The organism is Tardiphaga robiniae, from assembly GCF_013359755.1.
In the GTDB taxonomy this organism is placed as follows: domain Bacteria; phylum Pseudomonadota; class Alphaproteobacteria; order Rhizobiales; family Xanthobacteraceae; genus Tardiphaga; species Tardiphaga robiniae.
Genome location: NZ_JABMCJ010000094.1, coordinates 587,718 through 612,448, shown reverse-complemented (window position 1 = coordinate 612,448; position 24,731 = coordinate 587,718). Strand labels below are relative to the sequence as shown.

At 62.9% G+C, this 24,731-nt stretch carries 25 protein-coding genes and 1 tRNA gene; 17 read left to right on the top strand and 9 right to left on the bottom strand.

Annotated features, from left to right (window positions below; genetic code table 11):
* Positions 1 to 14: 14 nt before the first annotated feature.
* On the bottom strand, positions 15 to 908 hold the full coding sequence (locus HP556_RS29230; RefSeq protein WP_175369491.1) for a LysR family transcriptional regulator: 894 nt from the start codon (positions 906 to 908) through the stop codon (positions 15 to 17).
* Between the two features lie 130 nt (positions 909 to 1,038).
* On the opposite strand from HP556_RS29230, the gene HP556_RS29225 reads away from it, so the two are divergent.
* The 4 genes from HP556_RS29225 (at position 1,039) to HP556_RS29210 (ending at position 4,239) form a co-directional block, all read left to right on the top strand.
* Entirely contained in the window at positions 1,039 to 2,202 is a 1,164-nt protein-coding gene (locus HP556_RS29225; RefSeq protein WP_175369490.1) for a mandelate racemase/muconate lactonizing enzyme family protein, read from the top strand.
* 465 nt (positions 2,203 to 2,667) lie between these two features.
* Positions 2,668 to 3,162, top strand: a complete 495-nt coding sequence (gene rplU, locus HP556_RS29220) for a 50S ribosomal protein L21 (RefSeq protein ID WP_089266555.1) — start codon at positions 2,668 to 2,670, stop codon at positions 3,160 to 3,162.
* A gap of 80 nt (positions 3,163 to 3,242) precedes the next feature.
* Positions 3,243 to 3,515, top strand: coding sequence for a 50S ribosomal protein L27 (rpmA, locus tag HP556_RS29215; protein WP_068737821.1), 273 nt, complete (start codon positions 3,243 to 3,245; stop codon positions 3,513 to 3,515).
* Positions 3,516 to 3,648: 133 nt separating this feature from the next.
* Positions 3,649 to 4,239 carry a GNAT family N-acetyltransferase gene (locus tag HP556_RS29210; RefSeq protein WP_089266554.1) on the top strand — a complete coding sequence of 197 codons (591 nt, stop codon included), beginning with the start codon at positions 3,649 to 3,651 and terminating at the stop codon, positions 4,237 to 4,239.
* Positions 4,240 to 4,420: 181 nt separating this feature from the next.
* Here HP556_RS29210 and HP556_RS29205 read toward each other — a convergent pair whose 3' ends face one another.
* On the bottom strand, positions 4,421 to 5,338 hold the full coding sequence (locus tag HP556_RS29205; protein WP_093758225.1) for a DMT family transporter: 918 nt from the start codon (positions 5,336 to 5,338) through the stop codon (positions 4,421 to 4,423).
* A 163-nt stretch (positions 5,339 to 5,501) separates the two neighbouring features.
* On the opposite strand from HP556_RS29205, the gene obgE reads away from it, so the two are divergent.
* From obgE to HP556_RS29190, 3 genes are all read left to right on the top strand, one after another.
* On the top strand, positions 5,502 to 6,551 hold the full coding sequence (gene obgE / locus HP556_RS29200; RefSeq protein WP_120287811.1) for a GTPase ObgE: 1,050 nt from the start codon (positions 5,502 to 5,504) through the stop codon (positions 6,549 to 6,551).
* A gap of 51 nt (positions 6,552 to 6,602) precedes the next feature.
* Positions 6,603 to 7,733: a glutamate 5-kinase gene (proB, locus tag HP556_RS29195; protein WP_092140564.1), complete on the top strand. Its 1,131-nt coding sequence runs from the start codon at positions 6,603 to 6,605 to the stop codon at positions 7,731 to 7,733.
* 137 nt (positions 7,734 to 7,870) lie between these two features.
* Positions 7,871 to 8,092, top strand: a complete 222-nt coding sequence (locus HP556_RS29190) for a cysteine rich repeat-containing protein (RefSeq protein ID WP_068737829.1) — start codon at positions 7,871 to 7,873, stop codon at positions 8,090 to 8,092.
* A gap of 68 nt (positions 8,093 to 8,160) precedes the next feature.
* On the opposite strand, the gene HP556_RS29185 is transcribed toward HP556_RS29190, so the two are convergent.
* Positions 8,161 to 9,846, bottom strand: a complete 1,686-nt coding sequence (locus HP556_RS29185; protein WP_089266903.1) for an MFS transporter — start codon at positions 9,844 to 9,846, stop codon at positions 8,161 to 8,163.
* A 165-nt stretch (positions 9,847 to 10,011) separates the two neighbouring features.
* Here HP556_RS29185 and HP556_RS29180 point away from each other — a divergent pair, with 165 nt between their 5' ends.
* Positions 10,012 to 11,388, top strand: a complete 1,377-nt coding sequence (locus HP556_RS29180; RefSeq protein WP_175369489.1) for a hydrolase — start codon at positions 10,012 to 10,014, stop codon at positions 11,386 to 11,388.
* Positions 11,389 to 11,624: 236 nt separating this feature from the next.
* Here the strand turns inward: HP556_RS29180 and HP556_RS29175 are convergent, their stop codons facing one another.
* Complete coding sequence (locus HP556_RS29175) at positions 11,625 to 12,455, bottom strand: hypothetical protein (RefSeq protein ID WP_175369488.1); 831 nt, start codon at positions 12,453 to 12,455, stop codon at positions 11,625 to 11,627.
* 210 nt (positions 12,456 to 12,665) lie between these two features.
* On the opposite strand from HP556_RS29175, the gene HP556_RS29170 reads away from it, so the two are divergent.
* The 4 genes from HP556_RS29170 (at position 12,666) to HP556_RS29155 (ending at position 17,225) form a co-directional block, all read left to right on the top strand.
* Positions 12,666 to 14,051 (top strand): cytochrome P450, encoded by a 1,386-nt coding sequence (locus HP556_RS29170; RefSeq protein ID WP_175369487.1) that lies wholly within the window; start codon positions 12,666 to 12,668, stop codon positions 14,049 to 14,051.
* 137 nt (positions 14,052 to 14,188) lie between these two features.
* Entirely contained in the window at positions 14,189 to 15,598 is a 1,410-nt protein-coding gene (locus tag HP556_RS29165) for an adenylate/guanylate cyclase domain-containing protein (protein ID WP_175369486.1), read from the top strand.
* 156 nt (positions 15,599 to 15,754) lie between these two features.
* Positions 15,755 to 16,234, top strand: coding sequence for a tellurite resistance TerB family protein (locus HP556_RS29160; protein WP_175369485.1), 480 nt, complete (start codon positions 15,755 to 15,757; stop codon positions 16,232 to 16,234).
* Positions 16,235 to 16,445: 211 nt separating this feature from the next.
* Positions 16,446 to 17,225, top strand: a complete 780-nt coding sequence (locus tag HP556_RS29155) for an SDR family NAD(P)-dependent oxidoreductase (protein ID WP_175369484.1) — start codon at positions 16,446 to 16,448, stop codon at positions 17,223 to 17,225.
* A gap of 111 nt (positions 17,226 to 17,336) precedes the next feature.
* On the opposite strand, the gene HP556_RS29150 is transcribed toward HP556_RS29155, so the two are convergent.
* Positions 17,337 to 17,412, bottom strand: a tRNA-Ala gene (locus HP556_RS29150).
* A gap of 196 nt (positions 17,413 to 17,608) precedes the next feature.
* Between HP556_RS29150 and HP556_RS29145 the strand changes: the two genes are divergently transcribed.
* From HP556_RS29145 to folD, 3 genes are read left to right on the top strand one after another with little or no spacing between them, the layout of a single operon-like run.
* The gene (locus HP556_RS29145) at positions 17,609 to 17,899 is read left to right on the top strand and encodes a YggT family protein (protein WP_068737841.1); all 291 of its coding nucleotides are present in this window, start codon (positions 17,609 to 17,611) and stop codon (positions 17,897 to 17,899) included.
* Positions 17,900 to 17,914: 15 nt separating this feature from the next.
* Entirely contained in the window at positions 17,915 to 18,262 is a 348-nt protein-coding gene (locus tag HP556_RS29140; RefSeq protein ID WP_175369483.1) for a DUF167 family protein, read from the top strand.
* The gene (gene folD, locus HP556_RS29135; RefSeq protein ID WP_175369482.1) at positions 18,259 to 19,143 is read left to right on the top strand and encodes a bifunctional methylenetetrahydrofolate dehydrogenase/methenyltetrahydrofolate cyclohydrolase FolD; all 885 of its coding nucleotides are present in this window, start codon (positions 18,259 to 18,261) and stop codon (positions 19,141 to 19,143) included. Before HP556_RS29140 ends, folD begins: the two co-directional genes overlap by 4 nt.
* On the opposite strand, the gene HP556_RS29130 is transcribed toward folD, so the two are convergent.
* The 3 genes from HP556_RS29130 to HP556_RS29120 all read right to left on the bottom strand — a co-directional run bounded on the left by HP556_RS29130 (position 19,140) and on the right by HP556_RS29120 (position 21,820).
* On the bottom strand, positions 19,140 to 20,621 hold the full coding sequence (locus tag HP556_RS29130) for a M20 family peptidase (RefSeq protein WP_175369481.1): 1,482 nt from the start codon (positions 20,619 to 20,621) through the stop codon (positions 19,140 to 19,142). The genes folD and HP556_RS29130 overlap by 4 nt on opposite strands.
* Positions 20,622 to 20,652: 31 nt before the next feature.
* Positions 20,653 to 21,207, bottom strand: a complete 555-nt coding sequence (gene ppa, locus HP556_RS29125) for an inorganic diphosphatase (RefSeq protein ID WP_175369480.1) — start codon at positions 21,205 to 21,207, stop codon at positions 20,653 to 20,655.
* Positions 21,208 to 21,310: 103 nt separating this feature from the next.
* Positions 21,311 to 21,820: a GNAT family N-acetyltransferase gene (locus tag HP556_RS29120; RefSeq protein ID WP_068737851.1), complete on the bottom strand. Its 510-nt coding sequence runs from the start codon at positions 21,818 to 21,820 to the stop codon at positions 21,311 to 21,313.
* Between the two features lie 280 nt (positions 21,821 to 22,100).
* Here HP556_RS29120 and HP556_RS29115 point away from each other — a divergent pair, with 280 nt between their 5' ends.
* On the top strand, positions 22,101 to 22,985 hold the full coding sequence (locus HP556_RS29115; RefSeq protein ID WP_175369479.1) for an alpha/beta hydrolase family protein: 885 nt from the start codon (positions 22,101 to 22,103) through the stop codon (positions 22,983 to 22,985).
* A gap of 34 nt (positions 22,986 to 23,019) precedes the next feature.
* On the top strand, positions 23,020 to 23,430 hold the full coding sequence (locus tag HP556_RS29110) for a thiol-disulfide oxidoreductase DCC family protein (RefSeq protein WP_338117631.1): 411 nt from the start codon (positions 23,020 to 23,022) through the stop codon (positions 23,428 to 23,430).
* An 8-nt stretch (positions 23,431 to 23,438) separates the two neighbouring features.
* Here the strand turns inward: HP556_RS29110 and HP556_RS29105 are convergent, their stop codons facing one another.
* Positions 23,439 to 24,692 (bottom strand): flavin monoamine oxidase family protein, encoded by a 1,254-nt coding sequence (locus tag HP556_RS29105; RefSeq protein ID WP_175369477.1) that lies wholly within the window; start codon positions 24,690 to 24,692, stop codon positions 23,439 to 23,441.
* Between the last annotated feature and the right edge of the window lie 39 nt (positions 24,693 to 24,731).

Here is a 24,731-nt window from a genome sequence, read left to right as displayed (position 1 = left end):
CAGCAGGCGAATGCTCATTCGCTCGCGCTTTGCTTCAGGCTTTCCAGCAGCAATTGCGCCGGCCGACTCAGGCCCTTGTCGCGCACGGCGACGACGAATTGCCGCTTCGCCCAGTCATTGCTGAGCGGGATGACTTTCAGCCCCAACGTTTGCTGGATGGTAGACGCTTCCTCCTGCGGAATGATCGCGACGGCCAGTTGCGCCGCGACAATGCGATAGGCGGCGTCTACCGTGGAGACCTGAATGCGGTAGCGCATCTGCTTGCCGGCCGCAGCTGCGACACTGCGCTGCATAGTCTGCATGATGCTGCGCGCGACGATGTCGACATGTTCGAAGTCGATCGTGTCCTCGAACGATACTGACGTGCGTTTCGCAAGCGGATGATCGGGATGCACCACCACGGCGAGCTGATCGCGATGATAGGGAAACGTCCTGAGACCGCGCAGGTCAACCGCATCCCAGCAGACGCCGATATCGGCGCGCCCTTCCTCGACTCCGCGGACGACCTCCCAGATCTCGCGCTCTTCCAGACTGACGCGCACGTCGCGATAGCGCTTGGCGAACAGGCTGATGTCTTCCGGCAGCACCTGGGCCACCGCTGACTTCGAGGCAAACACCCGTACGTGGCCCTGCACGCCATCGGCGAAGGCGCCGAGTTCGGCCTGCATCCGGTCGAGCAATTGCAACGACTCCCGTGCATAGCGACACAGCGCTTCACCGGCCGCCGTCACCGTGACGCCGCGGCGACCGCGTTCGAGCAACTGCACGCCGGCTTCCTGCTCCATCTGACTGATGCGCTTGCTCACCGCCGAAGGCACGATGGCCTCGCGCTTCGCGGCATTGGCGATATTGCGCTCCTCGCAGACAGCGATGAACAGGCGGAGTGAAATTGGATCGAAACTTTGCATGGGACGTCCGGGATGGTACCAGCCATCTTATCTTGGAACTTCTTAGATGAAAAATGACCATTTCAGAGATGGCTAAGAGAGGCGTATGCCTCTCCGCAAGCCCGTCTCACCCCAGCCGCAGGAGCGCCTCATGCGCATCGTCGACATCCGGGAGCGTACCGCCCCGATTGCCTCCCCTATCGCTAACGCCTTCATCGACTTCAGCAAAATGACGCTGAGCCTGGTCGCCGTGATCACCGACGTGATCCGCGACGGCAAGCCGGTGATTGGCTACGGCTTCAACTCCAACGGCCGCTACGGTCAGGGCGGCCTGATCCGCGAGCGCTTCGCGCCGCGCATTTTAGAAGCCAAGCCCGACAGCCTGATCGACGCCTCAGGCAACAATATCGACCCGCACAAGGTGTGGGCCACCATGTTTACCAACGAGAAGCCGGGCGGCCACGGCGAGCGCTCGGTCGCGATCGGCACCATCGACATGGCGGTATGGGATGCGGTCGCCAAGATCGCGGGCAAGCCGCTGTTCCGTTTGCTCGCCGAACGCTATGGCACCACCGCTGACCCGAAGGTCTTCGTCTATGCCGCGGGCGGTTACTATTATCCCGGCAAGGGTCTTGAAGGCCTCGCCTCGGAAATGAAGGGCTATCTCGATCGCGGCTACAATGTCGTGAAGATGAAAATCGGCGGCGCGCCGCTCGCCGATGACTGCAAGCGCATCGAGCATGTGCTGAAACTGCTTCCAGCAGGGGCCAAACTCGCTGTCGACGCCAATGGCCGCTTCGATCTCGATACGGCCGTCGCCTATGCCAAGGCACTGCGCGAATACGACCTGTTCTGGTACGAGGAAGCCGGCGATCCGCTCGACTACGAACTGCAGGCGAAGCTCGCCGAGCATTATCCCGGTCCGATGGCCACCGGCGAGAACCTGTTCTCGATGCAGGACGCGCGCAACCTGATCCGCTATGGCGGCATGCGCTCGGACCGCGACTGGCTGCAGTTCGACTGCGCGCTGTCTTACGGCCTCGTCGAATATCTCCGCACGCTCGAAATGCTGAAGAGCTACGGCTGGTCCTGGCGCCGCTGCATCCCCCATGGCGGTCACCAGATGTCGCTCAACATCGCGGCCGGCCTCGGCCTCGGCGGCAATGAGTCCTATCCGGACCTGTTCCAGCCCTATGGCGGGTTCCCGGATGGCGTGAAGGTGATTGATGGCCACATCACCATGCCGGAACTCCCGGGCATCGGCTTTGAGGGCAAGTCCGACCTGATCAAGGAAATGCGCAGCCTGGCGTCGTGAGGGCGACCGAGAGGCTAAGCCTCTGATTTGGAGAACAAAACTCCGTCATGGCCGGACCTGACCCGGCCATCAACCTTTCCGCCATTCCGTCCGAAGATGGATGCCCGGGTCATCCAGCGAAGCTCGCTTCGCGCTGCCCGGGCATGACGACTAAAGGCAGGCGCCCGAAAAACGGGGCGGCAGGTTAAATGGTACGCTCCATCGCAGACACCGACTCTCCGCCAAGACTCTGTTTTTGGCTCGCTTTTCGCCCGTCTTTCCTTGACTCTCCGCCTTCACCCTCTATAAAGCACGCTTCGGCGCAAGCTTTGCTTGGCGCCGATTGTTTTTGCGTGGGGTCGCAACGTCGACCAAAAACGCAAAGATGCGCGACTTCCTGGAAGTCGCGGTGAACCCTTATCGACTGAACAAGAAGCCGTCCCGGATCTGATCCGAGGATGGGATCGAACACGAAGGAATATAACGATGTTCGCAGTCATCAAAACCGGCGGCCGGCAATACCGCGTCGTTCCGGATGATGTGCTCGAGATTGGCAAGATCGCCGGCGATGTCGGAACGATCGTGCAGCTTGGTGAAGTTCTCGTGCTGGGCGGTGATACGCCTGTGCTCGGCCTGCCTTTGGTGGCTGGTGCGTCGGTTGCGGCCGAAGTGCTCGACCACAAGCGCGGCCCCAAGGTCATCTCTTTCAAGAAGCGCCGCCGCAAGAATTCGAAGCGCAAGCGTGGCTACCGTGACGAACTCACGATGATCCGCATCACCGAGATCCTGGCCGACGGCAAGGCGCCGACGATCGGACCTCGTCCGAAGCGTGAGAAGCCGGTCGTGACCGCTCCGGTCGATGGCGACGAAGCTCCTGCCAAGAAGGCGCCGGCGAAGAAGGCCGCTGCTCCGAAGGCAGCCGCCGCCAAGCCTGCTGCAGCCAAGAAGCCGGCTGCGAAGAAAAAGCCCGCCGCGGAATAAGCCGCTGCGAAAAGTTGAGAATCTGTGAGACAATTCCTTCAAGGAATTGATCTAGAACTTATCGAGATCGGAGACGGGCTATGGCTCATAAAAAAGCAGGCGGTTCATCACGCAACGGCCGCGATTCGGCTGGCAAGCGCCTCGGCGTGAAGGCGTTCGGCGGCGAACGCGTGATTCCCGGCAACATCATTGCGCGTCAGCGCGGCACCACCTGGCACCCCGGCCTTAATGTCGGCATGGGCACAGACCATACCCTGTTCGCCAAGGTCGAAGGCCACGTGGAGTTTCGCGCCAAATCGAACGGCCGCACTTTCGTATCGGTACTCCCGATTACTGAAGCCGCGGCCGAATAAACGGTGGACACATTGGAGTCCGCCGGGTCCTGTTGAACCGGCGGAGCGCCAAAATTGGGCTCCAGGGGAGGCGGGAAACCGGCCTCCCCTTTTCGTTTGGTGCGTCGCTTCGGGGCGCACACAGGAGCCCGAGATGTTGCAGGATATTCCGACCCCGACGTTGAGAGAAACCAGAGGCTGCGTCCTCGAGACCGAACGGCTGGCCTTGCGCAAGCCGACACTCGCGGACGTAAAAGCCATCGCGCTTCTCGCCAATGATCGCCGCATCGCCGAGATGACGCGTCGCCTGCCCTTCCCGTATCAGCAGGATCACGCAGTCGATTTCGTCAATTCGCTGAGCGGCACGGCAAGCGACAGCGTGTTCCTGATCGAACTCGATCGTCGTCCCATCGGCATGGTCGGAATCGACTGGCGCGAAGCCGAATCGCCGGAGCTCGGCTACTGGCTCGGCGTCGATCACTGGGGCCAGGGTTTTGCGACCGAGGCCGCACGTGCCGCGATCGATTACGCATTCGACGAATTCGATATCGATCACCTGATCTCGGGTGCGCGCGTCGCCAATCCGTCGTCGCGCAACATCCTGGAGAAGTGCGGCTTCCAGTGGAGTGGTGTTCAACTGCACCGCTTCGAAGCGATCGGCTCGTCAACACCGGTCGACTGCTTCAAGCTGACAAGGGGCGTGTGGAGTTCGCTGAAGAACTGGGGAACGTCGACGCGACGGTGAACGACTCTTACTTCCCCTCTCCCCCTGCGGGAGAGGGTGCCTGAACGAAGCGAAGGCGGGAGAGGGGACAGGCTCTCGTTCCATGGCTCTCCCTCTCCCGTCTCGAACCCGCTTCGCGTGTTCTATCCACCCTCTCCCACGGCGCGCAGCTTCGCTGCGCTGGGGGAGAGGGAAAAGAAGTTCACACCGCTGGCGGTACTTCGTCGGCGATCTTTCCGAGCTGCTGCTCGCGCAGGAAGATATAGAGCCCTGCTGCGATGATGACCGCCGCACCGATCAGCGTGGCCCACGACGGCAATTCGCCGAACACGAGATAGCCGAAGATCACCGCCCAGATGATCATCGAATACTGATACGGCACCACAGTGCTCGCCGGCGCCAGCTTCAGCGAGCGATTGACGCAGAGCAGCGCGCAGACCGAGACAACGCCCGCCAGAAAGAACAGGCCGAGATCGCGCAGATCGGGCGTCACCCAGCCGAACGCGGTGAATACGGCGCCGAAAGTAAACGTGCCGATAAACTGGGTCGTCGCGAGCACGACGTCGGGCGCGGAACGCAGCGAGCGGGTGATGAGCATCAGCGCGGCGAAGGACAGGCTGCCGCCGAGCGCGATCAGCGCCGGCCATGTCACCGTCTGCGCCGAGGGCTGCAGCGCGATCAGTACACCGCAGAAGCCGACGAAGATCGCGCTCCAACGCCGCCAGCCGACAGATTCGCGGAGAAAGATCGCGGAGCCCGCGGTGACGAAGATCGGACAGGCCAAATAATAGGTGATGACATCCGCCAGCGGCAGATAGGCCGCCGCCCAGAAGAACGCCGCGACTTCCAGTGTCGACAGCACCACGCGAATGAGCTGCAGACCCGGCCGATCGAGCTGCAGGAAGTCCGCACGATGCCGCCAGATCGACGGCGCCAGCAGCGCCAGCGCCGCGCAGGCCCGCAGCAGCATCAATTGCCCGACCGAATAGGTGCCGACGAGGAATTTGCCGATCGCATCGCCGCAGGAGAACATGCTGATGCCCAGGAGCATCAGGCCGATACCGGCCAGCCGGGCGGCACGATTGTCGGCTGCGGTCGAAATGGTCGCAAACATGCCTATATGAGCCTGTAGGAAGTCGCGGAATGCGCACGCTTGGTTAACGGCAAGATGAGTCGTTTAGGACGTCACCTGATGCGCAGCAAGGCCCCCAAATAAGGGCTTTTCACGATGCTCCGGCGACGAAGTGGTTGCCGCGACCACCCCCCTGCGATACGGATACGCTATGAAATTCCTCGATGAAGCCAAGGTTTACATTCGCTCCGGCGACGGCGGAAACGGCTGCGTGGCCTTTCGCCGCGAGAAGTATATCGAGTTCGGCGGTCCCTCCGGCGGCAATGGCGGCCGCGGCGGCGATGTCATCATCGAAGTGGTCGACGGCCTCAACACGCTGATCGACTATCGCTACCAGCAGCACTTCAAGGCGCCGCGCGGCACCAATGGTATGGGCAAGGACCGCCATGGCGCCAATGGCAAGCCGATCACGCTCAAAGTTCCGGTCGGCACGCAGATCATCGATGAGGATCGCGAGACGCTGATCCACGACTTCACCAAGCTCGGCGAGACCTATGTGCTGGCCGAGGGCGGCAATGGCGGCTTCGGCAATGCGCACTTCAAGTCATCGACCAACCGCGCACCGCGCAATGCCAATCCCGGCCAGCCCGGCGAAGAGCGCTGGATCTGGCTGCGGCTGAAACTGATTGCGGACGCAGGCCTCGTCGGACTGCCCAATGCCGGCAAGTCCACATTCCTCTCCAAGGTCAGCGCTGCGCGGCCGAAGATCGCGGACTATCCGTTCACGACGCTGCATCCGCAGCTCGGCGTCGTCGATGTCGACGCGCGCGAATTCGTGCTGGCCGACATTCCCGGCCTGATTGAGGGCGCGCATGAAGGCGCCGGCCTCGGCGATCGCTTCCTCGGCCATGTCGAGCGTTGCCGCGTGCTGCTGCATCTGATCGATGCGACCTGCGAACATGCGGGCAAGGCCTACAAGACCGTCCGCGCCGAACTCGATGCCTATGAGGGCGACCTTGCCAACAAGGTCGAGATCGTCGCGCTCAACAAGATCGATGCGGTCGAGCCGGACGAGTTGAAGAAGCAGAAGGACCGGTTGAAGCGCGCTGCGAAGCAGACGCCGCTGCTGATCTCGGGCGCAACGGGCGAAGGCGTGCCGGACGCATTGCGTGCGCTCGTTGCAGTGATCGGCGAGGCGCCGGTGTCGGACAAGGCCAAGAGCGCAGCGCAGTCTGCGCCATGGGCGCCGGCGACGAGCTGATCTGCCTCTCACGTCCGTCCAAGCATCACACGTCCTGCCAAAGCCCACATCATGTCGCGCCCCGAGCTGAAGAACTTTCGCCGTATCGTCGTCAAGGTTGGCTCGTCGCTGCTGATCGATTCCGCGGCCGGCGAAGTCAGGGCCAAATGGCTTGCGGCGTTGGCCGCCGATATCGCCAAGCTGCATGCGGACGGTCGCGACGTCCTCGTGGTCTCATCAGGCTCGATCGCGCTCGGCCGCAGCCGCCTCAAGCTTCCGCGCGGTCCGCTGAAACTCGAAGAGAGCCAGGCCGCCGCTGCCGTCGGGCAGATCGCGCTGGCGCGCATCTGGTCGGAAGTACTGGGCCATCACGGCATCGGTGCCGGACAGATTCTCGTGACGCTGCAGGACACCGAGGAACGTCGTCGTTACCTCAATGCGCGCTCGACCATCGGCAAACTGCTGGAATGGCGCGCGGTGCCGGTCATCAACGAGAACGACACGGTGGCGACCAACGAGATCCGCTATGGCGACAATGATCGCCTCGCGGCGCGCGTCGCGACCATGGCATCCGCCGATCTGCTGGTGCTATTGTCGGATATCGACGGGCTCTACACTGCACCACCCGGCGCCAATCCCGATGCGAAGCTGATTCCCATCGTCGACAGCGTCACTGCCGAGATCGAAGGCATGGCGGGCGCTGCCGAGAGCGAATTGTCGCGCGGCGGCATGTACACTAAGATCGAAGCTGCCAAGATCGCGACCACCGCGGGCACGCATATGATCATCGCGTCCGGCAAGGTCGAGCATCCACTGCAGAAGATCGCCGATGGCGGCCTGTGTACCTGGTTCCTGACTCCTGCAAATCCCGTCACTGCGCGCAAACGCTGGATTGCGGGATCGCTGGAACCGAAAGGCACGCTGACCATTGATGCAGGTGCGGTCGCCGCACTCCGTGCCGGCAAGAGTCTGCTGCCTGCCGGCGTCATCAAGGTGGAAGGTGACTTCGCACGCGGCGACGCCGTTATCGTGCGTGGACCGGACACGCACGAAATTGGCCGCGGCCTCGTGGCTTATGACGCAGACAATGCTGAGAAGATCAAAGGCCGCTCATCTCCGGACGTGATGATTATTCTTGGGATCAGCGGCCGCGCCGAAATGATCCATCGCGACGATCTCGTGATTTCGGGATCACGAAGTTAAGCGGCGACGCTTCGCCTGAATGACGTAACGCGCAATCCGTAAACTTGGCGCCGAACGCTCGCCATCATTGCGCCATTCCCGCGTACTTCGTTGCGCGCCATAGAATCAGATAGCCAATTTTTAGGGAGGCCCATTTCATGACCCGACTTTTGATCATCCCGTTCCTGCTGATCGCAACGTCCGCTTTCGCGCAGGGCGGTAACACATCAGCCAATCAGTCGGCCTGCTCACGCGACGTCTCGCGCTTCTGCCGCGCCAAGATGAACGATGGTGACATGGTCGTGCTCAGCTGCCTCAAGGAAAACCGTTCGAAGCTCAGCAAGGCCTGCGCGAAAGTTCTCGCCGAGAATAATCAATAGCGCGACTAGCGTTTTCGAGTGAAGTGAGCACCGGTTCGCGGCGGGAAAACGCGTCAAGATAAGAAGCTCTAACCGCTGCTGCCGGCCGGCGTCGCGACAGGAAGCACCTCGGTCGCTGCGCGATCGGGCGTATCGTCCTTCCAGCGCACCGAACCGAACGGCCGCTCCAGCATGCGGCGCACGCGAACCGGATCCGGCCCCAGATGATAGTCCGCCGCGCGCTGATACAAAGCGCGCTCGGACTGCGTCGAACGATTACGCTGGCGCAGGAAATCGAGCCAGGTCGGGCAGTGGTAGCGTTCGGTCCACAATTCGGGATCAGCGATATCGCGCGCGATAGACCACCCATAGGCGCCGTTGCGCTGGCGCGAGAGCTGCACGTCCTGCATCACGCCGTGGAATGCGCGCGCATTCTCTTGATCCACGCGATATTCGATCTCCACCACCAGCGGACCACTGCGCGCGGTCAATTGCAGCTGCACTTCCGGATCTTCAAGACGCTCCGCATCCTCGTCGCGCGCGCCGGTCGGCGGCATCCTTAGGAACAGGCCAAACAGCGGCGAGAGAAACATCGCTCCGCCCGACACCAGCAATGCCGCTTCGACGCCGACCATGTCTGTGAGATGCCCCCAGCCCCAACTGCCAATCGCGATGCCGCCGGCAATCGCAGCCTGAAAGGCGGCGAGCGAACGTCCGGCAACCCAGCGCGGCGCCGAGAGCTGTACGCCGATATTGAACAGCGCGACCGCCAGCATCCAGACCGAGCCGGCCACCACCAGCGCCGCCGCAGTGATGACCGGCTCGCTGCTGACCGCGACGACGGCAATCGCGACGCCCATGATCAGCGCACAGGCCCGGATCGAACTTTCGCCGCTCAGATGCTTGCGGACATGCCCAATATTCATTGCGCCGATCACCGCACCCATGCCGAAAGCTCCGAGCATGATTCCGTAGGTCTGCGCGCCGCCATGCAGCAGGTCGCGCGCAACCAGCGGCATCAGCGCCGAGACCGAACCACCGCAGATGCCGGTGATCAGCGTGCGCGTCAGCACGATCTTGATCGACGGCGAATTAGCAATGTAACGCACGCCGGACACGATGGCCCGGCTCAGCCGCTCACGCGGCAGCCGCGACACATCGACCTTGCGACGCCACAGAAACAGCACCACCAGCAACGGGATGTACAGCACCGCATTGGCCGCGAAGGCTGCGACGGCACCGGCGGTGGCGACCACGATGCCGCCGATCGCCGGGCCGAAACTGCGCGCGATATTGTAACTGATGCCGTTCAGCGCCACGGCGGATGGCAGTACCTCCGGCGGCACCTGCTCGCCCACGGAGGATTGCCAGGCCGGTCCGAACAGCGCCATGCCGCTGCCGATGATGAAGCAGAAGGCGAGCAGGATGTTCGGCGTGATGTGACCGGTCCAGTCCAGCATGGTTAGTACGCAGGCGCCGACCAGCGACAGTACCAGCGAAGCCAGCGACACGACACGGCGGTCATACATGTCGGCCACGGCGCCCGCCGGCATCGAGATCAGCATGATCGGCAGCATCAAGGCGGTCTGTACCAACGCCACCTTGTCGGCCGACGCGGTCATCTGCGTCATCGCCCAGGCGGCGCCCACGCTCTGGATCATCAGGCCGAGATTCGACAACAGGCTGGCTAGCCAGATCCGCCGGAACACCGCAAACCGCAGCGGGGCGGCAATGCCGTCGGAGGGAAGAACCACTGGTTTCGCTGCTTCGGCCATCATCGTCCCGTCGTCTGCTGCAGATAGCGACTGCAGAGCCATACGGGGCCTGATTCCCCGCATGGCGTATCAAGGTGATGCCTGCGAAACGCGTTGTCTGTCCAGTGCCTGCTCCGCTATCACAGTGGCAGGCGTCGGATGTGCGCAGAGAGAGGGAGACCAGCCATGGCGCTGTCGCGACGGACCATACTCACGGGCGCAGCGATGCTGCCGCTGGCTGCCCATGCGCTCCGTTTCGAGGCCGCAGCACAGACCGGCCCCGGCACGACTGCGGGTTCCGACATTCCCCCGATCCTGTTCGTCCACGGCAATGGCGACCACGCGGCGCTCTGGATGACGCAGATCTGGCGCATGGAAACCAATGGCGTCCCGCGCAACCGGCTGATGGCGCTCAATTTCACCGACCCGCTGGCGCGTTCCGACGATGCTGTGGCGCAGCAGGGCCGCTCCTCCACCGAAGACCAGCGCCGCGAACTCGGCGAAGCCATCGCGGAACTGAAAAAGCGCACTGGTGCTGCGAAAGTGGCGCTGGTCGCCAATTCGCGCGGCGGCAATGCGGTGCGCAATTACATCAAGAATGGCGGCAGCGCCGATGTCAGCCACGCCGTCCTGTGCGGCACCCCCAATCACGGCGTGTTCGACGGGACCGATAGTCCCGGCAGCGAATTCAATGGCCGCAGCCCGTTCCTCAAGAGCCTCAATCCCGGCGAAGGCCCTGAGGTGACCGAAGACACCGCTTTCCTCACCCTCCGCAGCGATGGCATCGACAAATATGCGCAGCCCGACGGTCGCCTGCTCGGCAAGCCGGGCGTGGCCACCGGCGTCACCGCCGATGGTCCGGCGCTGCGCGGCGCCACCAATCTCGTCCTCGGCGCCATCGATCATCGTGAAACCGGCTTTCACCCCCGCGCCTTCCGCGAGATCTACAAATTCATCGCCGGCCGCGAACCCGCGCGGATCGATATCGCGCCGGAAGCTGAGGTGAAAATCAGCGGTCTCGTCACCGGCACGCCCGGCGGCGTGCCCACCAACCGGCCGGTCGCGGATGCCCTGGTCGAGGTGTACCGCGTGGCGCCGGACACGGGCGAGCGGATCGGGACAGCGCTCCATTCGGCCCGCACATCCGCCGATGGCCGCTGGGGTCCCGTTCAGGTCGATCCGACCTGGCCTGTCGAGATCGTCCTGACATCGGCCGGAGCGCCGATCACGCATTCCTATCGCTCGCCATTCCCCCGCTCGTCCGACGTCGTGCATCTGCGCGCCGGCCGGCCGCTGGGACCCACCGATGCCAATGCCGGTGCAGTGTTGTCGATGTCGCGCGTCCGTGGCTATTTTGGATTACCGCGCGATGTCGTGCTGCTCGACGGCAAGGAGCCGACCGACGTGAAAGCCGGCGTGCCCACGGATTCGCTCTCGACTATCCGCCTTCCGGCCACGGACATCGGACGTCCGGTGGCAGCGCTGTTCAATCAGGAGCGGATCGTGGCGCGCGCCTGGCCGGCGTCGGAAAACCGGATCACGGTGGCGGAATTCACCGAGTAGATCACGCCAACTCGCGCGCCTCAGCGGTCTGGCTTTCTATATAACCGCTTTGCTGACTTCCCTGCGCGTCTCCGGTCAGATCGCATGAGGCATTGTTCGAAATCGCAAAAGAGCCCCGCCATGTGCGGGGCTCCTTCGTTATTCTGTTATCGCAGCAATAGTACCAGGATGATGAGGGGAAGCGGGATTCCGAGTAGCCACAGAAGAATGGGCATGGTTGTCTCCTTTGATTGGGGTTAACGACGCTGCTTCCAGGTCCCGTCACGAAGCCCGCCACCTTCCGTCGCGGCAAGGCTGGCGGAGAAGGCGCCGATCAGCAGCGACGCCGTGAGCCAGAATGCGAGCTGCATCGCGGCCTTGCGTGTGGCATCCACCGCGGTCTTCGCATCGTTGATGACTTCAGTGACGCGCTTGTCGGCATCTGCCTCGCTCAGACCGGTGCGGCTGGCGACAACCTTGTTGACGTAGCTGCGGTCGGCAGGCTTGAGCTCTCCACCACGGAAACTGGCAGCCATCACACGTGACAGTTCACCACGCGCTTCCGCGCTGGTGCCATCGGCCGACGGCGTCGTCGGACGCAGCAGCGAATCCAGGTAGCCATCGCTCGGACCTGACTGGGCTGCAGCAGCGGTTGCACCGGCAGCAACACCCGACGCGGCTCCGCTCAGCAAAGTGGTTGCTGGAGATGCCAGCAGGATCGCTCCCAAAACCGTCGCGAACGACCAGGCCAGGAATCCATGCGCGGTGTCACGAAAGTAGACTTCGTCCGAATGCACGCCGATCCAGCGCGACCGCAGACGGCCGGCAATATAACCACCGAGCGATGACGAGATCATCGCGATGACGATCAGGTAGATACCGGTCGTGATCTTGAACGTGGTCGCGGAGGCGCCGGAACTTGCCCACGGAGACACGACAGACAGACCGAGACCTGTGCCAAAGGCAATCAGGACGAGCGTCAGTGCGAGCGAAACCACGGCACCGGCTGCAACCGCGGCCCACGATACGCCGGAGGTTTGCGGTTCGTCGACGCTTACGGCGGGTTGGACGACAACGGTATCGATCATTTTAAATCCTCAGGCCGGTCCGATATGGAGCCACTGCCTCCCTAATGTGCATGCGTGAGTATCGTTCCGAGGGATGCGCCCGCTGGACCGCAATATTGGTCGATGCGTGCGTTGCGGCCACGCTTTCCATCGAGGCCTCCATGGCGCGCGGATGGACGCCTGCTATAATGACGAGACGCTCCGGTCCCTGGATCAATTGCGAGGCCCATCGTGAGCATTGCCGAGGTCTACGATTTCTCCGCTGCGCGAGCGCCCCTGGTGCCGCCGAGCCCGCCACGTGCGCCCGAGAACATGGGTGCGCTAGGGCGTATGTCGGCAATGCGCCGCAGCGCCATCGAGACCTGGGGTCAGCGCGCCTATGAAGATGACATCGTCAAGGGCCGCTTCTTCGGCCACGCGAGCTTCATCCTCAACGATCCCGACGCGATCCGCCATGTGCTGGTGGACAATTACGAGAACTATACCCGCACGCCCGCTGCATTCCGCGTGCTGCGGCCGATGCTCGGCGAGGGCCTGCTGCTCGCCGAAGGCCGCACCTGGAAACACCAGCGCCGCACCCTGGCGCCCGCTTTCACGCCGCGCGCGGTGACGACTTTGGTGCCGCACATGATCTCGGCGGTCGATGACACGCTGGCCGACCTGCATCGCGCCGTGGGCAAGCCGGTCGATCTGCGCGCGATCATGCAGCGGATGACGCTGGAGATCGCAGGCCGCACCATGTTCTCCTTCGGCATGGCCGAGCATGGCGCGAAGCTGCGCGACTTCGTGATGGAATACGGCATGAACCTGGCACGGCCGCATTTCCTCGATCTGCTGCTGCCGCTGGGCTGGCCGACGCCGCAGGATATCTCGCGCGCCTTCTTCCGCAGACGCTGGACGAGATTCGTCGGCGAGCTGATGACCGCACGTCGCGCCGCCGGCAAGAACGACGACGCGCCGCGCGATCTGTTCGACCTGATGGTGGCCGCGCGCGATCCGGAAACCGGCGCATCCTTCACCGATGGGCAGCTCGGCGATCAGGTGGCGACGATGATCCTCGCCGGCCATGAGACGACGGCAACGGCGCTATTCTGGGCGCTGTATATGCTGACGCTCGATCCGGCGACCCAGGAGCAGGTCGCGGCCGAAGCCCGTGCCGCCAGCGCGAGCGGCACATTCGACATGGAGCATCTGAAGTTCACCCGCGCGGTGATCGATGAGACCATGCGGCTCTATCCGCCGGCTTTCCTGATCGCACGCGCCGCCGCGGGCCCTGATCGTCTGGCTGGCCAGTCCGTCGCCAGCAAGGACGTGATCCTGATCGCACCCTGGCTACTGCATCGGCACGAGAAATTGTGGCACGAGCCCACCGCCTTCATGCCGTCCCGTTTCATGCCCGGCGCGACGCCGCCGGACCGCTTCGCCTATCTGCCTTTCGGCGTCGGTGCCCGGGTCTGCATCGGCGCGCATTTCGCGCTTGTCGAGGCCACATTGGCACTGGCGAAAATCATCGGCGCGTTCCGCGTCGAGCTACCGGATAAAGCACCCGTCATGCCAATCGGCGTGGTGACGACACAACCGGATCGCTCGCCAATGTTCCGCATTGAGCGGCGCTGACGTTATTTCAGCACGCCCTCTCCTCACGCCTTCCCCGTTACCCCGCGCGCTCATGGCACGCGGGCGGAACGACAAGTTGAAGTGTTGCGTCAAAGCCCTGTCTTGGATGCAGCGCCTATTTGGCCTAAACTGAAGCCATGAGTGATGTTCAGGCACTATTCGCGACATTGAACCAGGCGACCGATCCGGCCGTAGCCGATGCCATTGCACAACTGATCCGCGACGGCGCGGACCACGAACTCAATCGTGTCAACGTGCTGGATTTTGCGGCACGCCGTGGCCTGAACGAAGAGCGCGTCATTTCCGGCTTCCTGCATGCCTCCCGCCTCGGCCTGTTCGACCTGACCTGGAATGTGTTGTGCCCGGGCTGCAGCGGCGTCCTTGATGCCCACAGCACGCTGAAATCGCTACGCCATGACGACTACCATTGCGGGCTCTGCGCCTGCGGCTATGAAGCGTCGGTTGACGAGCAGGTCGAGGTGGCGTTCACGGTCGCACCGCGCGTCAGGCACATCGCTGCACACGACCCCAATACGCTGCCGCTCTGGGAATATTTCAAGCAGGTGTTCTGGAGCTCTGGCGTCGATCTCAACCAAGAATCGTTTGCGTCACTCACCGATGAAGTGACGCTGGACGCAATGGAATTGCCGGCGCATGAAAAAGCGGTGATGTCGCTGCACTTGCCGTCGGAATTCGTCATCGTGTTCGAGCCGGTAACCCATGCCGCGCAGTTCATTGACGTGCAGGGCGAGCCGACCAAGGAACGACAGCATCTGTCGCTGATCTACAACCGGCAGCATACACCGACCGGCACCATCACGCTGCAACCCGGACCGTTGCGATTGTCCCTCGAGAACCAGACCGAGGTGCGCGTGCTGCCATCGGTATTTGTCGCGGCCGAGGGCCTCCATCACCTGATCGGCAAGCGCAAACCGTTCCTCACGGCCAAGCGGATACTCACCAACCAGACCTTTCGCGATGTCTACAAGGCCGACAACCTTAACATCGATCAGCGACTAAAGATTACCTCGCTGACTTTCCTGTTCACCGACCTCAAGGGCTCGACGGCCTTGTACGAGCGCGTCGGCGATCTCGCAGCCTTCGATCTGGTGCGTGCGCATTTCCACGCACTGCTGGAGATCATTGCGTCGGAAGCGGGAGCCGTCGTGAAGACCATCGGGGATGCCGTCATGGCGACCTTTACGCGGCCCGAACAGGCGCTGGCCGCAGGTCTGCGCATGCGCGCCGCGATGGAGCGACTGAACGAGGAGCGCGGCACCAAGGACCTCGTGGTCAAGATCGGTATCCATGAGGGACCCTGCCTCGCCGTGATGCTGAACGAGCGGCAGGATTACTTTGGCCAGACCGTCAATATCGCTGCCAGGGTGCAGGGCCTGTCAACCTCGCAGGCGATCCATGTCACCAGCCCGGTGATATCGGCGCTGGCCGTGGAAGCCATCCTGAGGAAGGCCGAAATCACGCCGATCCAGAAGCACGCCGCCTTGCGCGGCATCGCCGACAAGATCGTGGTCTATGAGATTCCGTGACACGAGATCCCGTAAACTACCGCTCGTCTCAATTGTTACTTAACTGTCATCAGCGCTTCGGGAACCCGGCCGCATTGCATGCGTTCCATTTTCGCGCCACAAAGCACGAGCGCTTCGCGGCATGGCCGGCCTCGCGATCATCTGGTTCAAAGAATAATGCTGGAAAAACTGCGCCAATTCATTGCCGACGTGGTGTCTCCCGATGCGCACGGAAATCAGGCATTCGACGATACCGGCTTCCGTCTTGCCGCCACGGCGCTGATGCTTCACGTCATCTCGCTGGACGGTGAGCCCTCAGCTATCGAGAAAGCCAAGTTGCACAGCCTGATCGAGTCGCGTTTCGAGCTCGATCCCGGCATGGCTGACAGGCTCATCTCGGCTGCCACCCTCGTCGAAGGCGAGGCCGTCGATCTCTATCACTTTACAAGCGTCATCATGCGCGTGGTCGACGAGCCCGGTCGTGTCCGTCTCGTCGAGATGATGTGGCAGCTGGTCTATGCTGACGGCCGCGTCAGTGAGTTCGAGGAAAATGTGGTCTGGCGCGCAGCCGACTTGCTCGCAGTTTCATCACGTGACCGGATGGAGCTCAAACGACGCGTGGCGGGCGGTACGGCTACAACGGATACGACTGTCTGAGCAGGCGCAGCCCGACCGGCAAATGACGGCACCACGACGCATAACCAAAGTTTAATGCGCGGTCCCCGATAATTCATGCCACTGCTACACGCTCGGGAACTGGAGGTCCTACGGTACTCCGGTGGTCATTCCGACTTGCACATCACGGGTATCCCTATTACGCCTGTAGATGCATGCAAATCGTCCTCACGTATTTCAAGAGTACCTTATTGTGACTGAGCGCGTGACGTTAATAACCGGAGCCTCGGCCGGAATTGGCGCCGAGTTCGCGCGCATCTTCGCCGCGAACAAGCATCGCGTCGCTCTGGTTGCACGCCGTGCCGAGCGTCTGAATGCGCTGGCCGCTGAAATCACTGCTGCCGGCGGTGCTGCGCCCATCATCATTCCCTGCGATCTCGAACAGCGCGACGCCTGCGCCCAGATCGCGGCTGCCCTCGCTGCTGCCAATGTCGAAGTGGAGTACGTCGTGAACAATGCCGGCTTCGGCATGTTCGGTCGCGCCATCGACATGGACCGCGACCGGCAACTCGGCATGCTTGAGGTCAATGTGCGCGCACTGACGGATCTGTCGCTGCGCTTTTCCGAGAGCCTGATCCGCAACAAGGGCGGCATTCTCAATCTCAGCTCGATCGCGGGTTTTTTGCCGGGTCCCGGAATGGCCGTGTACTACGCCAGCAAGGCCTATGTGCTGTCCTTCACCGAAGCGCTGCGCCAGGAGCTCGGCTCCAAGGGTGTGCGCGTCACCGCATTGTGCCCCGGACCGGTGCCGTCGGAATTCCAGGCGCGCGCCGGATTCACGCCGGGCCTCGACTCGGCGATCCTCAATGTCTCGGCGGCTGACGTCGCCCTGCTGGGCTATCAGGGCCTGATGGCCAACAAGCGCACGGTGTTCCCCGGCCTCGGCATCAAGATCGTGCCGCTGCTGCTGCGGCTTTTTCCGCGCGGCTTCATCGCGGGGGCGGTGGCAAGGTTGCAGTTGAGACGGGTGTGAAGCCGGTCTGCCTACGCCCTGCGGGCTTCGGCGAGACATCCTTCGTTTGCTTCGCTTTTTATGGTCGGGAGGGTGGCTTGCCGAGCCGGAGCTTGCGAAGCAAGCGAAGGATGGTGGAGCCAGGCGGGATCGAACCGCCGACCTCGTCATTGCGAACGACGCGCTCTCCCAGCTGAGCTATGGCCCCGATACGAACCGGGTCGCCCATGCGATCCGGTCAGCAATCGGCGCCATTTACAATCCCCGTTAACGGCAAGTCAAGAACGTCGCAAAAGCGCGGTTTTCCGGCACTTTTCGCCCGGAACTTCCCTTGTTTGAGGGGGGCTGAACCGATATTTAGCGGACAGTCGAATCCGCGACCTAACCCGCGAGCCATCCCCGCCATGCGCGCAGTTCTCGATATCGTGCTGATCATTCTCGATCTCTATGTCTGGCTGCTGATCGCCTCGGCGATCCTGTCCTGGCTGATCGCCTTCAACGTCGTCAACACTCGCAACCAGTTCGTCTCCGCGATCGCCGAATTCCTGTTCCGGATTACCGAGCCCGTGCTGGCGCCTATCCGCAGGATGCTGCCGAGCCTCGGCGGTCTCGATATCTCGCCGATCATCCTGATCCTGATCATCATGTTCCTGCAGCGGGTGATCACCTACTACATCTATCCCAGCGTCTTCTGATCGGCCGCCGGGTTCGTGGCAGATCCCTGGCGCTACGCGGCTGACGGTGTCAGCATCGCCGTTCGCGTGACGCCGCGGGGTGGCCGAGACGATATCGACGGGATCGAGACCATGGCCAATGGCCGTTCGGTAGTGAAGGTGCGGGTGCGCGCCATCGCCGAGGGCGGCGAGGCCAACCGTGCCGTGACCGAACTGCTTGCCAAGCAACTCGGCGTGCCGAAGCGAGATGTGCGCGTGCTGTCCGGCACCACGTCGCGCGTGAAGCAGATCGCGATCGACGGCGACCCGACGAAACTGGGCGCGATGCTGCGCAAGATCACTGCAGCAACGCCCGACGACGCAGACGACAGGACCGACATATGACCGCCAGCATCATCGATGGAAAGATCATTGCCGCCGAATTGCGCGGCCGCGTCGCCGCCGAAGTCGCGCGCGTCAAAGCCGAACATGGCGTGACGCCTGGCCTCGCCGTAGTGCTGGTCGGCAGCGATCCCGCCAGCGAGGTCTATGTGCGTAGCAAGCACAAGCAGACCCAGGAAGCCGGCATGGCCTCCTTCGAACACAAGCTGCCCGCTGACGTCGCACAGGCCGATCTGATCGCGCTGGTGCAGAAGCTCAACGCCGATCCCGCCGTGCACGGCATTCTCGTGCAGCTGCCGCTGCCGAAGGGGCTCGACACCGACGCTGTGGTCAACGCCATCGATCCGGCCAAGGATGTCGATGGCCTGCACCCGATCAATGCCGGACGCCTCGCCAGCGGCATGCCCGCACTGTCCCCCTGCACGCCGCTCGGCTGCATCATCCTGACCAAGAGCGTGCACAAATCACTCGAAGGCATGAATGCCATCGTGATCGGGCGCTCCAATCTGGTCGGCCGTCCCTTGGTGCAGTTGCTGCTCAATGAAAACGCCACCGTGACCATCGCGCATTCGAAGTCGCGCGATCTCGCCAAGCTCTGCGCGCAGGCCGATCTAGTCTATGCGGCAGTGGGCCGCCCTGAAATGGTGCGCGGTGACTGGATCAAGCCCGGCGCGACCGTGATCGATGTGGGCATCAATCGGCTGCCCGGTGCCGAAGGCAAGACGCGTCTCGTCGGCGACGTGGCCTATCAGGAAGCGCTGAAGACCGCCGGCGCGATCACGCCGGTGCCCGGCGGTGTCGGCCAGATGACCGTCGCATGTCTGCTGGTGAATACGTTGCGCGCGGCATGTGCGATTCACAAGCTGCCGGCACCGGCGGTTTAGTTCGCCGTATTCTCGATCAACCGTCGATAGAACCGGATCATGTCTGCGTAATTCGCGACGCTCAGCCGTTCGTTGGTGCCGTGAAAACGCTTGAGGTCTTCCGACGTCGCGCGCACCGGCGAGAAGCGGAAGATGTTGTCCGTCACATTCGTATAGTGCCGCGAATCCGTTGCCGCGACCATCAGGCCCGGTGCCACCAGCGCATCCGGGAAAATCTCGCGAATGGTCTGATTGAGCGCGCGATAAGAAGGACTCGCGGTCCCGGTCACCGGGGGCGGATCGGTATTGCCGGGGAACGGCGCGATGGAAATCCTGTCGTTGCTGACCGCGCTGCGCACGTGTTCGGTGACGCTAGCTTGCGTATCGCCGGGCAACAGCCGGAAATTCACCGTGGCCTCCGCATTGCCCGGCAGCACATTGTCCTGCTCGCCGGCCTTGAAGATCGTCAGCGCCGTGGTCGTGCGCACCGTTGCCTCGGCCGGACCGCTCTTCTCGAATTCGCGCAGCAACAGCGGCTTGAACAGCCACAGATTGGACAGTACCACGCGGTTGAAGCCGCTCATTTCCGGCGCGATGGTGTCGAACATCTCGCCGACGGTGCCGCGGATCTGCATCGGCAGGCGCTTGTTTTCGAGCTGCGTCAGCGCCGCGCTCATCATGCCGATGGCAGTCTCGCGCGGCGGCATCGACGAGTGACCGGGCGTGCCATGCGCGGTCAGCACCAGCGTCGCATAGCCTTTCTCGGCGACGCCGATCAGCGCCATCGGCTTGTCGAGCCCCTTGAGAATGCCCTCGGTGATCAAAAGGCCTTCATCGAGCACGAAGTCGAGCTTGACGCCACGCGACGTCAGCAGCGCCGCGATCGCCCTTGCGCCGCGGGTGCCGGAGACTTCCTCGTCATGGCCGAAGGCGAAATAGATGGTGCGCTTGGGGCGGAAACCCTGCTTCGCCATCACCTCGGCGGCCTCGAGGATTGAATACAGATTACCCTTGTCGTCCCAGGAGCCACGGCCCCAGATGAAGCCATCGGCGACGACGCCCTTGAACGGCGGTTGCTGCCAGTCTTTCTCGGTGCCCGGTGCGACGGGCACGACATCCTGATGCGCCAGCAGCGCAATCGGCTTCAAGGCAGGATCGCTGCCTTCCCATGTGTAGAGCAGACTGTAGTTGCCGACGAGTTCGCGCTTCGCCGCCGCATGGAAGGCCGGGAAGCTCGCCACCAGATGCGCCTGCATCGCACGCAGTGGTTCGGCGGCCTGATCGGGATTGAGGAAATTGGAGATGGTCGGAAAGCGGATCGCCTCTGCAAGGCGCTCTGCGGCCGCCTGCTCATCAACCGGCGCCTTTGCCGCGGCGGTCACCTGAAGCTGCCGTGATCCCCCGCTGAACGTCTTGACGAGAACGATGCCCGCGAGCAGCAAAACGGCCGCGATGACGATCAGCGCGGCCGTTCGGAGCAGTTTGATCCATCGGCGCATCGGAAGTCCCCTTCTGCTACGCCGGTCTCTGTTACTTGGTCTTGGCGGCCGATTCTTTTGCAGATTTGGCGCGCTCGACCCCTTCGAGGATCAGGCGCTGCGCGTCGGCGGCATCGCCCCAGCGCACCACCTTGACCCACTTGCCGGGCTCGAGATCCTTGTAGTGCTCAAAGAAGTGCTGGATCTGCTGCAGCGTGATCTCAGGCAGATCGCTGTAGTTCTTCACCTTGTCGTAGCGCTGGGTCAGCTTCGAGGTCGGCACGGCGATGATCTTCTCATCGAGGCCGCCTTCGTCTTCCATCAACAGCACGCCGACGGGACGCACGCTCATCACCGCGCCCGGCACGATGGCTCGGGTGTTGGCAATCAGCACGTCACAGGGATCGCCGTCGCCGGACAAAGTGTGCGGGATGAAACCGTAATTCCCCGGGTAGCGCATCGGGGTGTAGAGGAAGCGATCGACGAACAGTGCGCCGGATTCCTTGTCCATCTCATATTTGATGGGCTCGCCGCCCACCTGGACCTCGATCACGACGTTCACTTCATGCGGCGCCTTGGCGCCGAGCGGGATTGCGTCAAGACGCATCAAACACTCCAGATTTCATAGGACAGGTTGCGACAGGCGTAGCCGAGCGGGAGCCCGGATTCAACGCCTGCGAGACCAGAAAATCATGAACCGGCTTAATGGCTTAATTCGTCCAGGCGAATGCCACTTTATCGAGCGATTTTGCGCCGAAACGCTCCGAGGAGCGGGCCACCATGCGGCCACCCAGAGCGCGGTAGAACTCCGTGGCGCCCTCATTGTCCGACAGCGCCCAGATCACCATGCTCTTCAGCCCGCTCTGCACGAGGTCGCGCTTGGCGGAGGCGAACAGCCGGCGGCCGAAGCCGAGGCCCTGGAATTCCGGTCGCAGGTAAAGTTCGTAGATCTCGCCTTCGAACTGCAGGCTGCGGGCGCGGTTGCGACCGTAATTGGCGTAGCCGGCGACCTTGTCACCGAAGCACAAAACGCTGACGCGGCTGCCCTTGCGGATCGCGGAATCCCACCAGCCGGGACCGCGGCGGTTGATCAGCTTTTCCAATTCGGGGCCCGGGATGAGACCTTGATAGGCCGCGCGCCAGGCTTCGTCATGGGTGGACGCCACCGCGGCTGCATCCGCAGCTTTGGCCGGCCGAACCTCGATCAGGGTTGTGCTCATGGAGGGGATCAAAGCAAGTCGGCGGGCGCTCTTCAAGGTCCATCGTTAATTATCGGTTAACGTGTGGATTTTCAGCATCAGTTTACCGAAAGAGTTGTATCGAAAAAGGACAGAGCTGCATCCAATGCGCGCCGAACGCCATGTTTTCCACTGCTGGCACGTATCGCGCGAGTCGTGACGCAGTTGCACACGCGTATCGATGTGCACAACTGCATCAATGTGATTCGCGGCGTGTAGAGTTCGACAGGCATTGCGTCCGCACGAAAGTCCCTGAGCGCTCATGAAACACGTCCAAGCGCTTTGCCTGCTGGCTGCATTGCTCGGAAGCGCCGCTACTCTCGCAGCCCAGACATCAGGCGCGCAGGCCCCGGAAGAAGCGCCGCATCGCCGGCAGGTCTGGTCGGTAGCGTCGCCCGATCCAAATACCAGTTCCCGCGCGGTGCTATTCCGCCCACCCGGCAATGGCCCGTTCCCGCTCGCTGTCATTGCGCATGCCACCACGCAGAATGCGCTGCGCCGCGCGCAGATGCCGCAACCGGAATATCGCGCACTGGCCTCCTGGTTTGTCAGGCGAGGCTACGCCGTGCTGGTGCCGGAGCGCCCCGGCCATGGCTTAACCGGCGGGCGTTATCTCGAAGACCAAGGCGGCTGCGACAATGCCGACTATCTCGGCGCCGGCCGCGCCACGGCGGATAGTATCGCCGCAGCGATGACTGACATTCGCAAACAACCCTTCATTCGCAGCGACGGCACGATCGTCGTCGGCCATTCCGCGGGCGGCTGGGGCGCGCTCGCCATGGCCGGCGCCAATCCGCAAGGCGTCAGAGCGATCATTGCCTTTGCCCCCGGACGCGGCGGCCATGCCAATGACCGGCCGAATGACGTCTGCGCGCCGCAGCGCCTGATCGCCGCTGCCGCAACCTTCGGACAGACGGCGCACGTGCCTGTGATCTGGCTCGTCGCGCGCAATGACAGCTATTTTTCGCCGGACTTGTCACGCCAGCTGGCGGATGCGTTTCGCAAGGGTGGCGCCAGGGTCGATGTCTACGAACTGCCTAATTTTCGAAGCGAGGGCCACTGGCTTGCGGAGAGCGACGGCGGTAACGACATCTATGGTGCCACGCTGGACAAGGCGTTGAAGGCAATTACGGCGAGGAAGCGATGACGCGCAAACCTGCGCAACCGGAATGGACAGTGCAGTGACCGAGCCCTGGCCCGATGACAATGTCATCCTTTATGACGGCGTCTGTATCTTCTGCTCGCGCTGGATCCAGTTCGTCGCCAAACGCGACACTGATCATCGCTTCCGCTTCACTCCGATCCAGTCCGACTATGGCAGCCGCCTCGCCCGCCATTTCGGCATCGATCCCGCCGACCCCGACACCAATGCGGTGATCCATGGCGGCGTGGCTTATGTCAGATCCGATGCGGCGCTGACGGTGCTGTCGACCCTGCCCGGCTGGCAATGGGTGCGCGTGCTGTTCGCCGTGCCGAAGGCGCTGCGCAATCCGGTCTACAGCCTGATCGCAACGAACCGCTATCGGATTTTCGGGAAGACGGAGGCGTGTATCGTGCCGGATGCGGGGATGAGGGCAAGGGTGATGGAGTAAGCGAGCGTCTACGCTTTGCTCTGGTTGCCTGTGGCCAGCACTTCCTTCGCCGCCCGCTCTCCACTCTCCCGCGCCCCATGCGCCGTCGAGAAGAAATTCGGCGATGTCGCTTCGCCGGCAAAAAACAGCCTGCCATCCACCGGCGCCGCGAGGACCGCGCGGGCATCCGCATGGCCGGGCTTCGCCGCCGAATAGGCACCTTGCGCGAAGCGGTCGTGACCCCAGCGGGATTCCGCGAGCGGCGTGAGCTTGCTGCGGATATCCGAGCCGAGCAGCGCCACGATCTCGTCGATGCTTTGCGCGGCGAGTGCACCCTCGCCCGCGTCTTCCAGGTCGCGTGCGAAACTGCCCCCGAAGAAACCGGCGATGCAGGGGCGGCCGGACGGGCGCAGGTGAAAACTGCCGACACCCGTGCGCAGGGCGGCGCCGCGCAACCCGATATCCGACGGCCACTTCTCCGCGTCGGCGAGCGCCAGCATCACCTTGTTGTCCGCGCCGAGCGGCAGGCCCGCGGCGGCCTCGACCTTGCTGGGCAACGGCGGCGTGAAGCGGATATTTTCATTGGCGATGAGATTGGTCGGCACGCAGACGATCACTTTCGCCGCGCTGAGCGTGCCGCGCGACGTCTCGATGCGGATACGCGCACCGGAATGATCGATGAGTGTCACTTCGGTATTCAGCGCTACCGAACATGGCGCGCCATAGGCCGCGATCAGCGCACCGTAGCCATCGGGCAGGCGCCAGTTGATGTCCGTGTCCTCATAGGCATCCATGTCGTGCAGCGAGACGTGTTTGAGCTCGAAACCGTTGATATAAGTCGAGACCGCATCGATCATCGAATTCCATGGATTGCCGGGCTCGAGGCATGTCGCCGCCGGCGCATCGATCTCGTTTTCCGCGGCTTCCTCGGCGCGCTCATAGAACGCGTCGATCGCGGCGAAGAACTCATCGCGCTTCGCCTTCGAGAAGGCGGCATCATAGGCCTGATCGCGCCACGGCGGGCGCGACTTGTCGACGGCGAAGCCGAGCTCTTTCGCGATGCTGACGAAGTCATTCTTGTCGGCGGAGTGCAGCCATTCACAGCCCAGATCGAACGGAATGCCGGGGGTCGCCATGATCGTATGGGCGCGGCCGCCGATCCGGTCGCGCGCTTCCAGCACGATCACGGAGAGCCCGGAACCTTCCAGCATACGCGCGGCGCCGAGGCCGGCAGCGCCGGCTCCGATGATGGCGACATCTACTTCGGAAGGCAGTCTGGTCATCGCGTCGGTATTCACAGCGGATGGGAAACGGGTGACAAC

What these genes read in the sequence shown, in the direction of transcription:
- HP556_RS29230 (WP_175369491.1), bottom strand. Translation starts at nt 908, where the DNA reads ATGCAAAGTTTCGATCCAATTTCACTCCGCCTGTTCATCGCTGTCTGC.
- HP556_RS29210 (WP_089266554.1), top strand. Translation starts at nt 3,649, where the DNA reads ATGTTGCAGGATATTCCGACCCCGACGTTGAGAGAAACCAGAGGCTGC.
- rpmA (WP_068737821.1), top strand. Translation starts at nt 3,243, where the DNA reads ATGGCTCATAAAAAAGCAGGCGGTTCATCACGCAACGGCCGCGATTCG.
- HP556_RS29180 (WP_175369489.1), top strand. Translation starts at nt 10,012, where the DNA reads ATGGCGCTGTCGCGACGGACCATACTCACGGGCGCAGCGATGCTGCCG.
- HP556_RS29165 (WP_175369486.1), top strand. Translation starts at nt 14,189, where the DNA reads ATGAGTGATGTTCAGGCACTATTCGCGACATTGAACCAGGCGACCGAT.
- HP556_RS29115 (WP_175369479.1), top strand. Translation starts at nt 22,101, where the DNA reads ATGAAACACGTCCAAGCGCTTTGCCTGCTGGCTGCATTGCTCGGAAGC.
- proB (WP_092140564.1), top strand. Translation starts at nt 6,603, where the DNA reads ATGTCGCGCCCCGAGCTGAAGAACTTTCGCCGTATCGTCGTCAAGGTT.
- rplU (WP_089266555.1), top strand. Translation starts at nt 2,668, where the DNA reads ATGTTCGCAGTCATCAAAACCGGCGGCCGGCAATACCGCGTCGTTCCG.
- HP556_RS29105 (WP_175369477.1), bottom strand. Translation starts at nt 24,692, where the DNA reads ATGACCAGACTGCCTTCCGAAGTAGATGTCGCCATCATCGGAGCCGGC.
- HP556_RS29225 (WP_175369490.1), top strand. Translation starts at nt 1,039, where the DNA reads ATGCGCATCGTCGACATCCGGGAGCGTACCGCCCCGATTGCCTCCCCT.
- HP556_RS29145 (WP_068737841.1), top strand. Translation starts at nt 17,609, where the DNA reads ATGCGCGCAGTTCTCGATATCGTGCTGATCATTCTCGATCTCTATGTC.
- obgE (WP_120287811.1), top strand. Translation starts at nt 5,502, where the DNA reads ATGAAATTCCTCGATGAAGCCAAGGTTTACATTCGCTCCGGCGACGGC.
- HP556_RS29120 (WP_068737851.1), bottom strand. Translation starts at nt 21,820, where the DNA reads ATGAGCACAACCCTGATCGAGGTTCGGCCGGCCAAAGCTGCGGATGCA.
- HP556_RS29175 (WP_175369488.1), bottom strand. Translation starts at nt 12,455, where the DNA reads ATGATCGATACCGTTGTCGTCCAACCCGCCGTAAGCGTCGACGAACCG.
- HP556_RS29130 (WP_175369481.1), bottom strand. Translation starts at nt 20,621, where the DNA reads ATGCGCCGATGGATCAAACTGCTCCGAACGGCCGCGCTGATCGTCATC.
- folD (WP_175369482.1), top strand. Translation starts at nt 18,259, where the DNA reads ATGACCGCCAGCATCATCGATGGAAAGATCATTGCCGCCGAATTGCGC.
- HP556_RS29190 (WP_068737829.1), top strand. Translation starts at nt 7,871, where the DNA reads ATGACCCGACTTTTGATCATCCCGTTCCTGCTGATCGCAACGTCCGCT.
- HP556_RS29160 (WP_175369485.1), top strand. Translation starts at nt 15,755, where the DNA reads ATGCTGGAAAAACTGCGCCAATTCATTGCCGACGTGGTGTCTCCCGAT.
- HP556_RS29185 (WP_089266903.1), bottom strand. Translation starts at nt 9,846, where the DNA reads ATGGCCGAAGCAGCGAAACCAGTGGTTCTTCCCTCCGACGGCATTGCC.
- ppa (WP_175369480.1), bottom strand. Translation starts at nt 21,207, where the DNA reads ATGCGTCTTGACGCAATCCCGCTCGGCGCCAAGGCGCCGCATGAAGTG.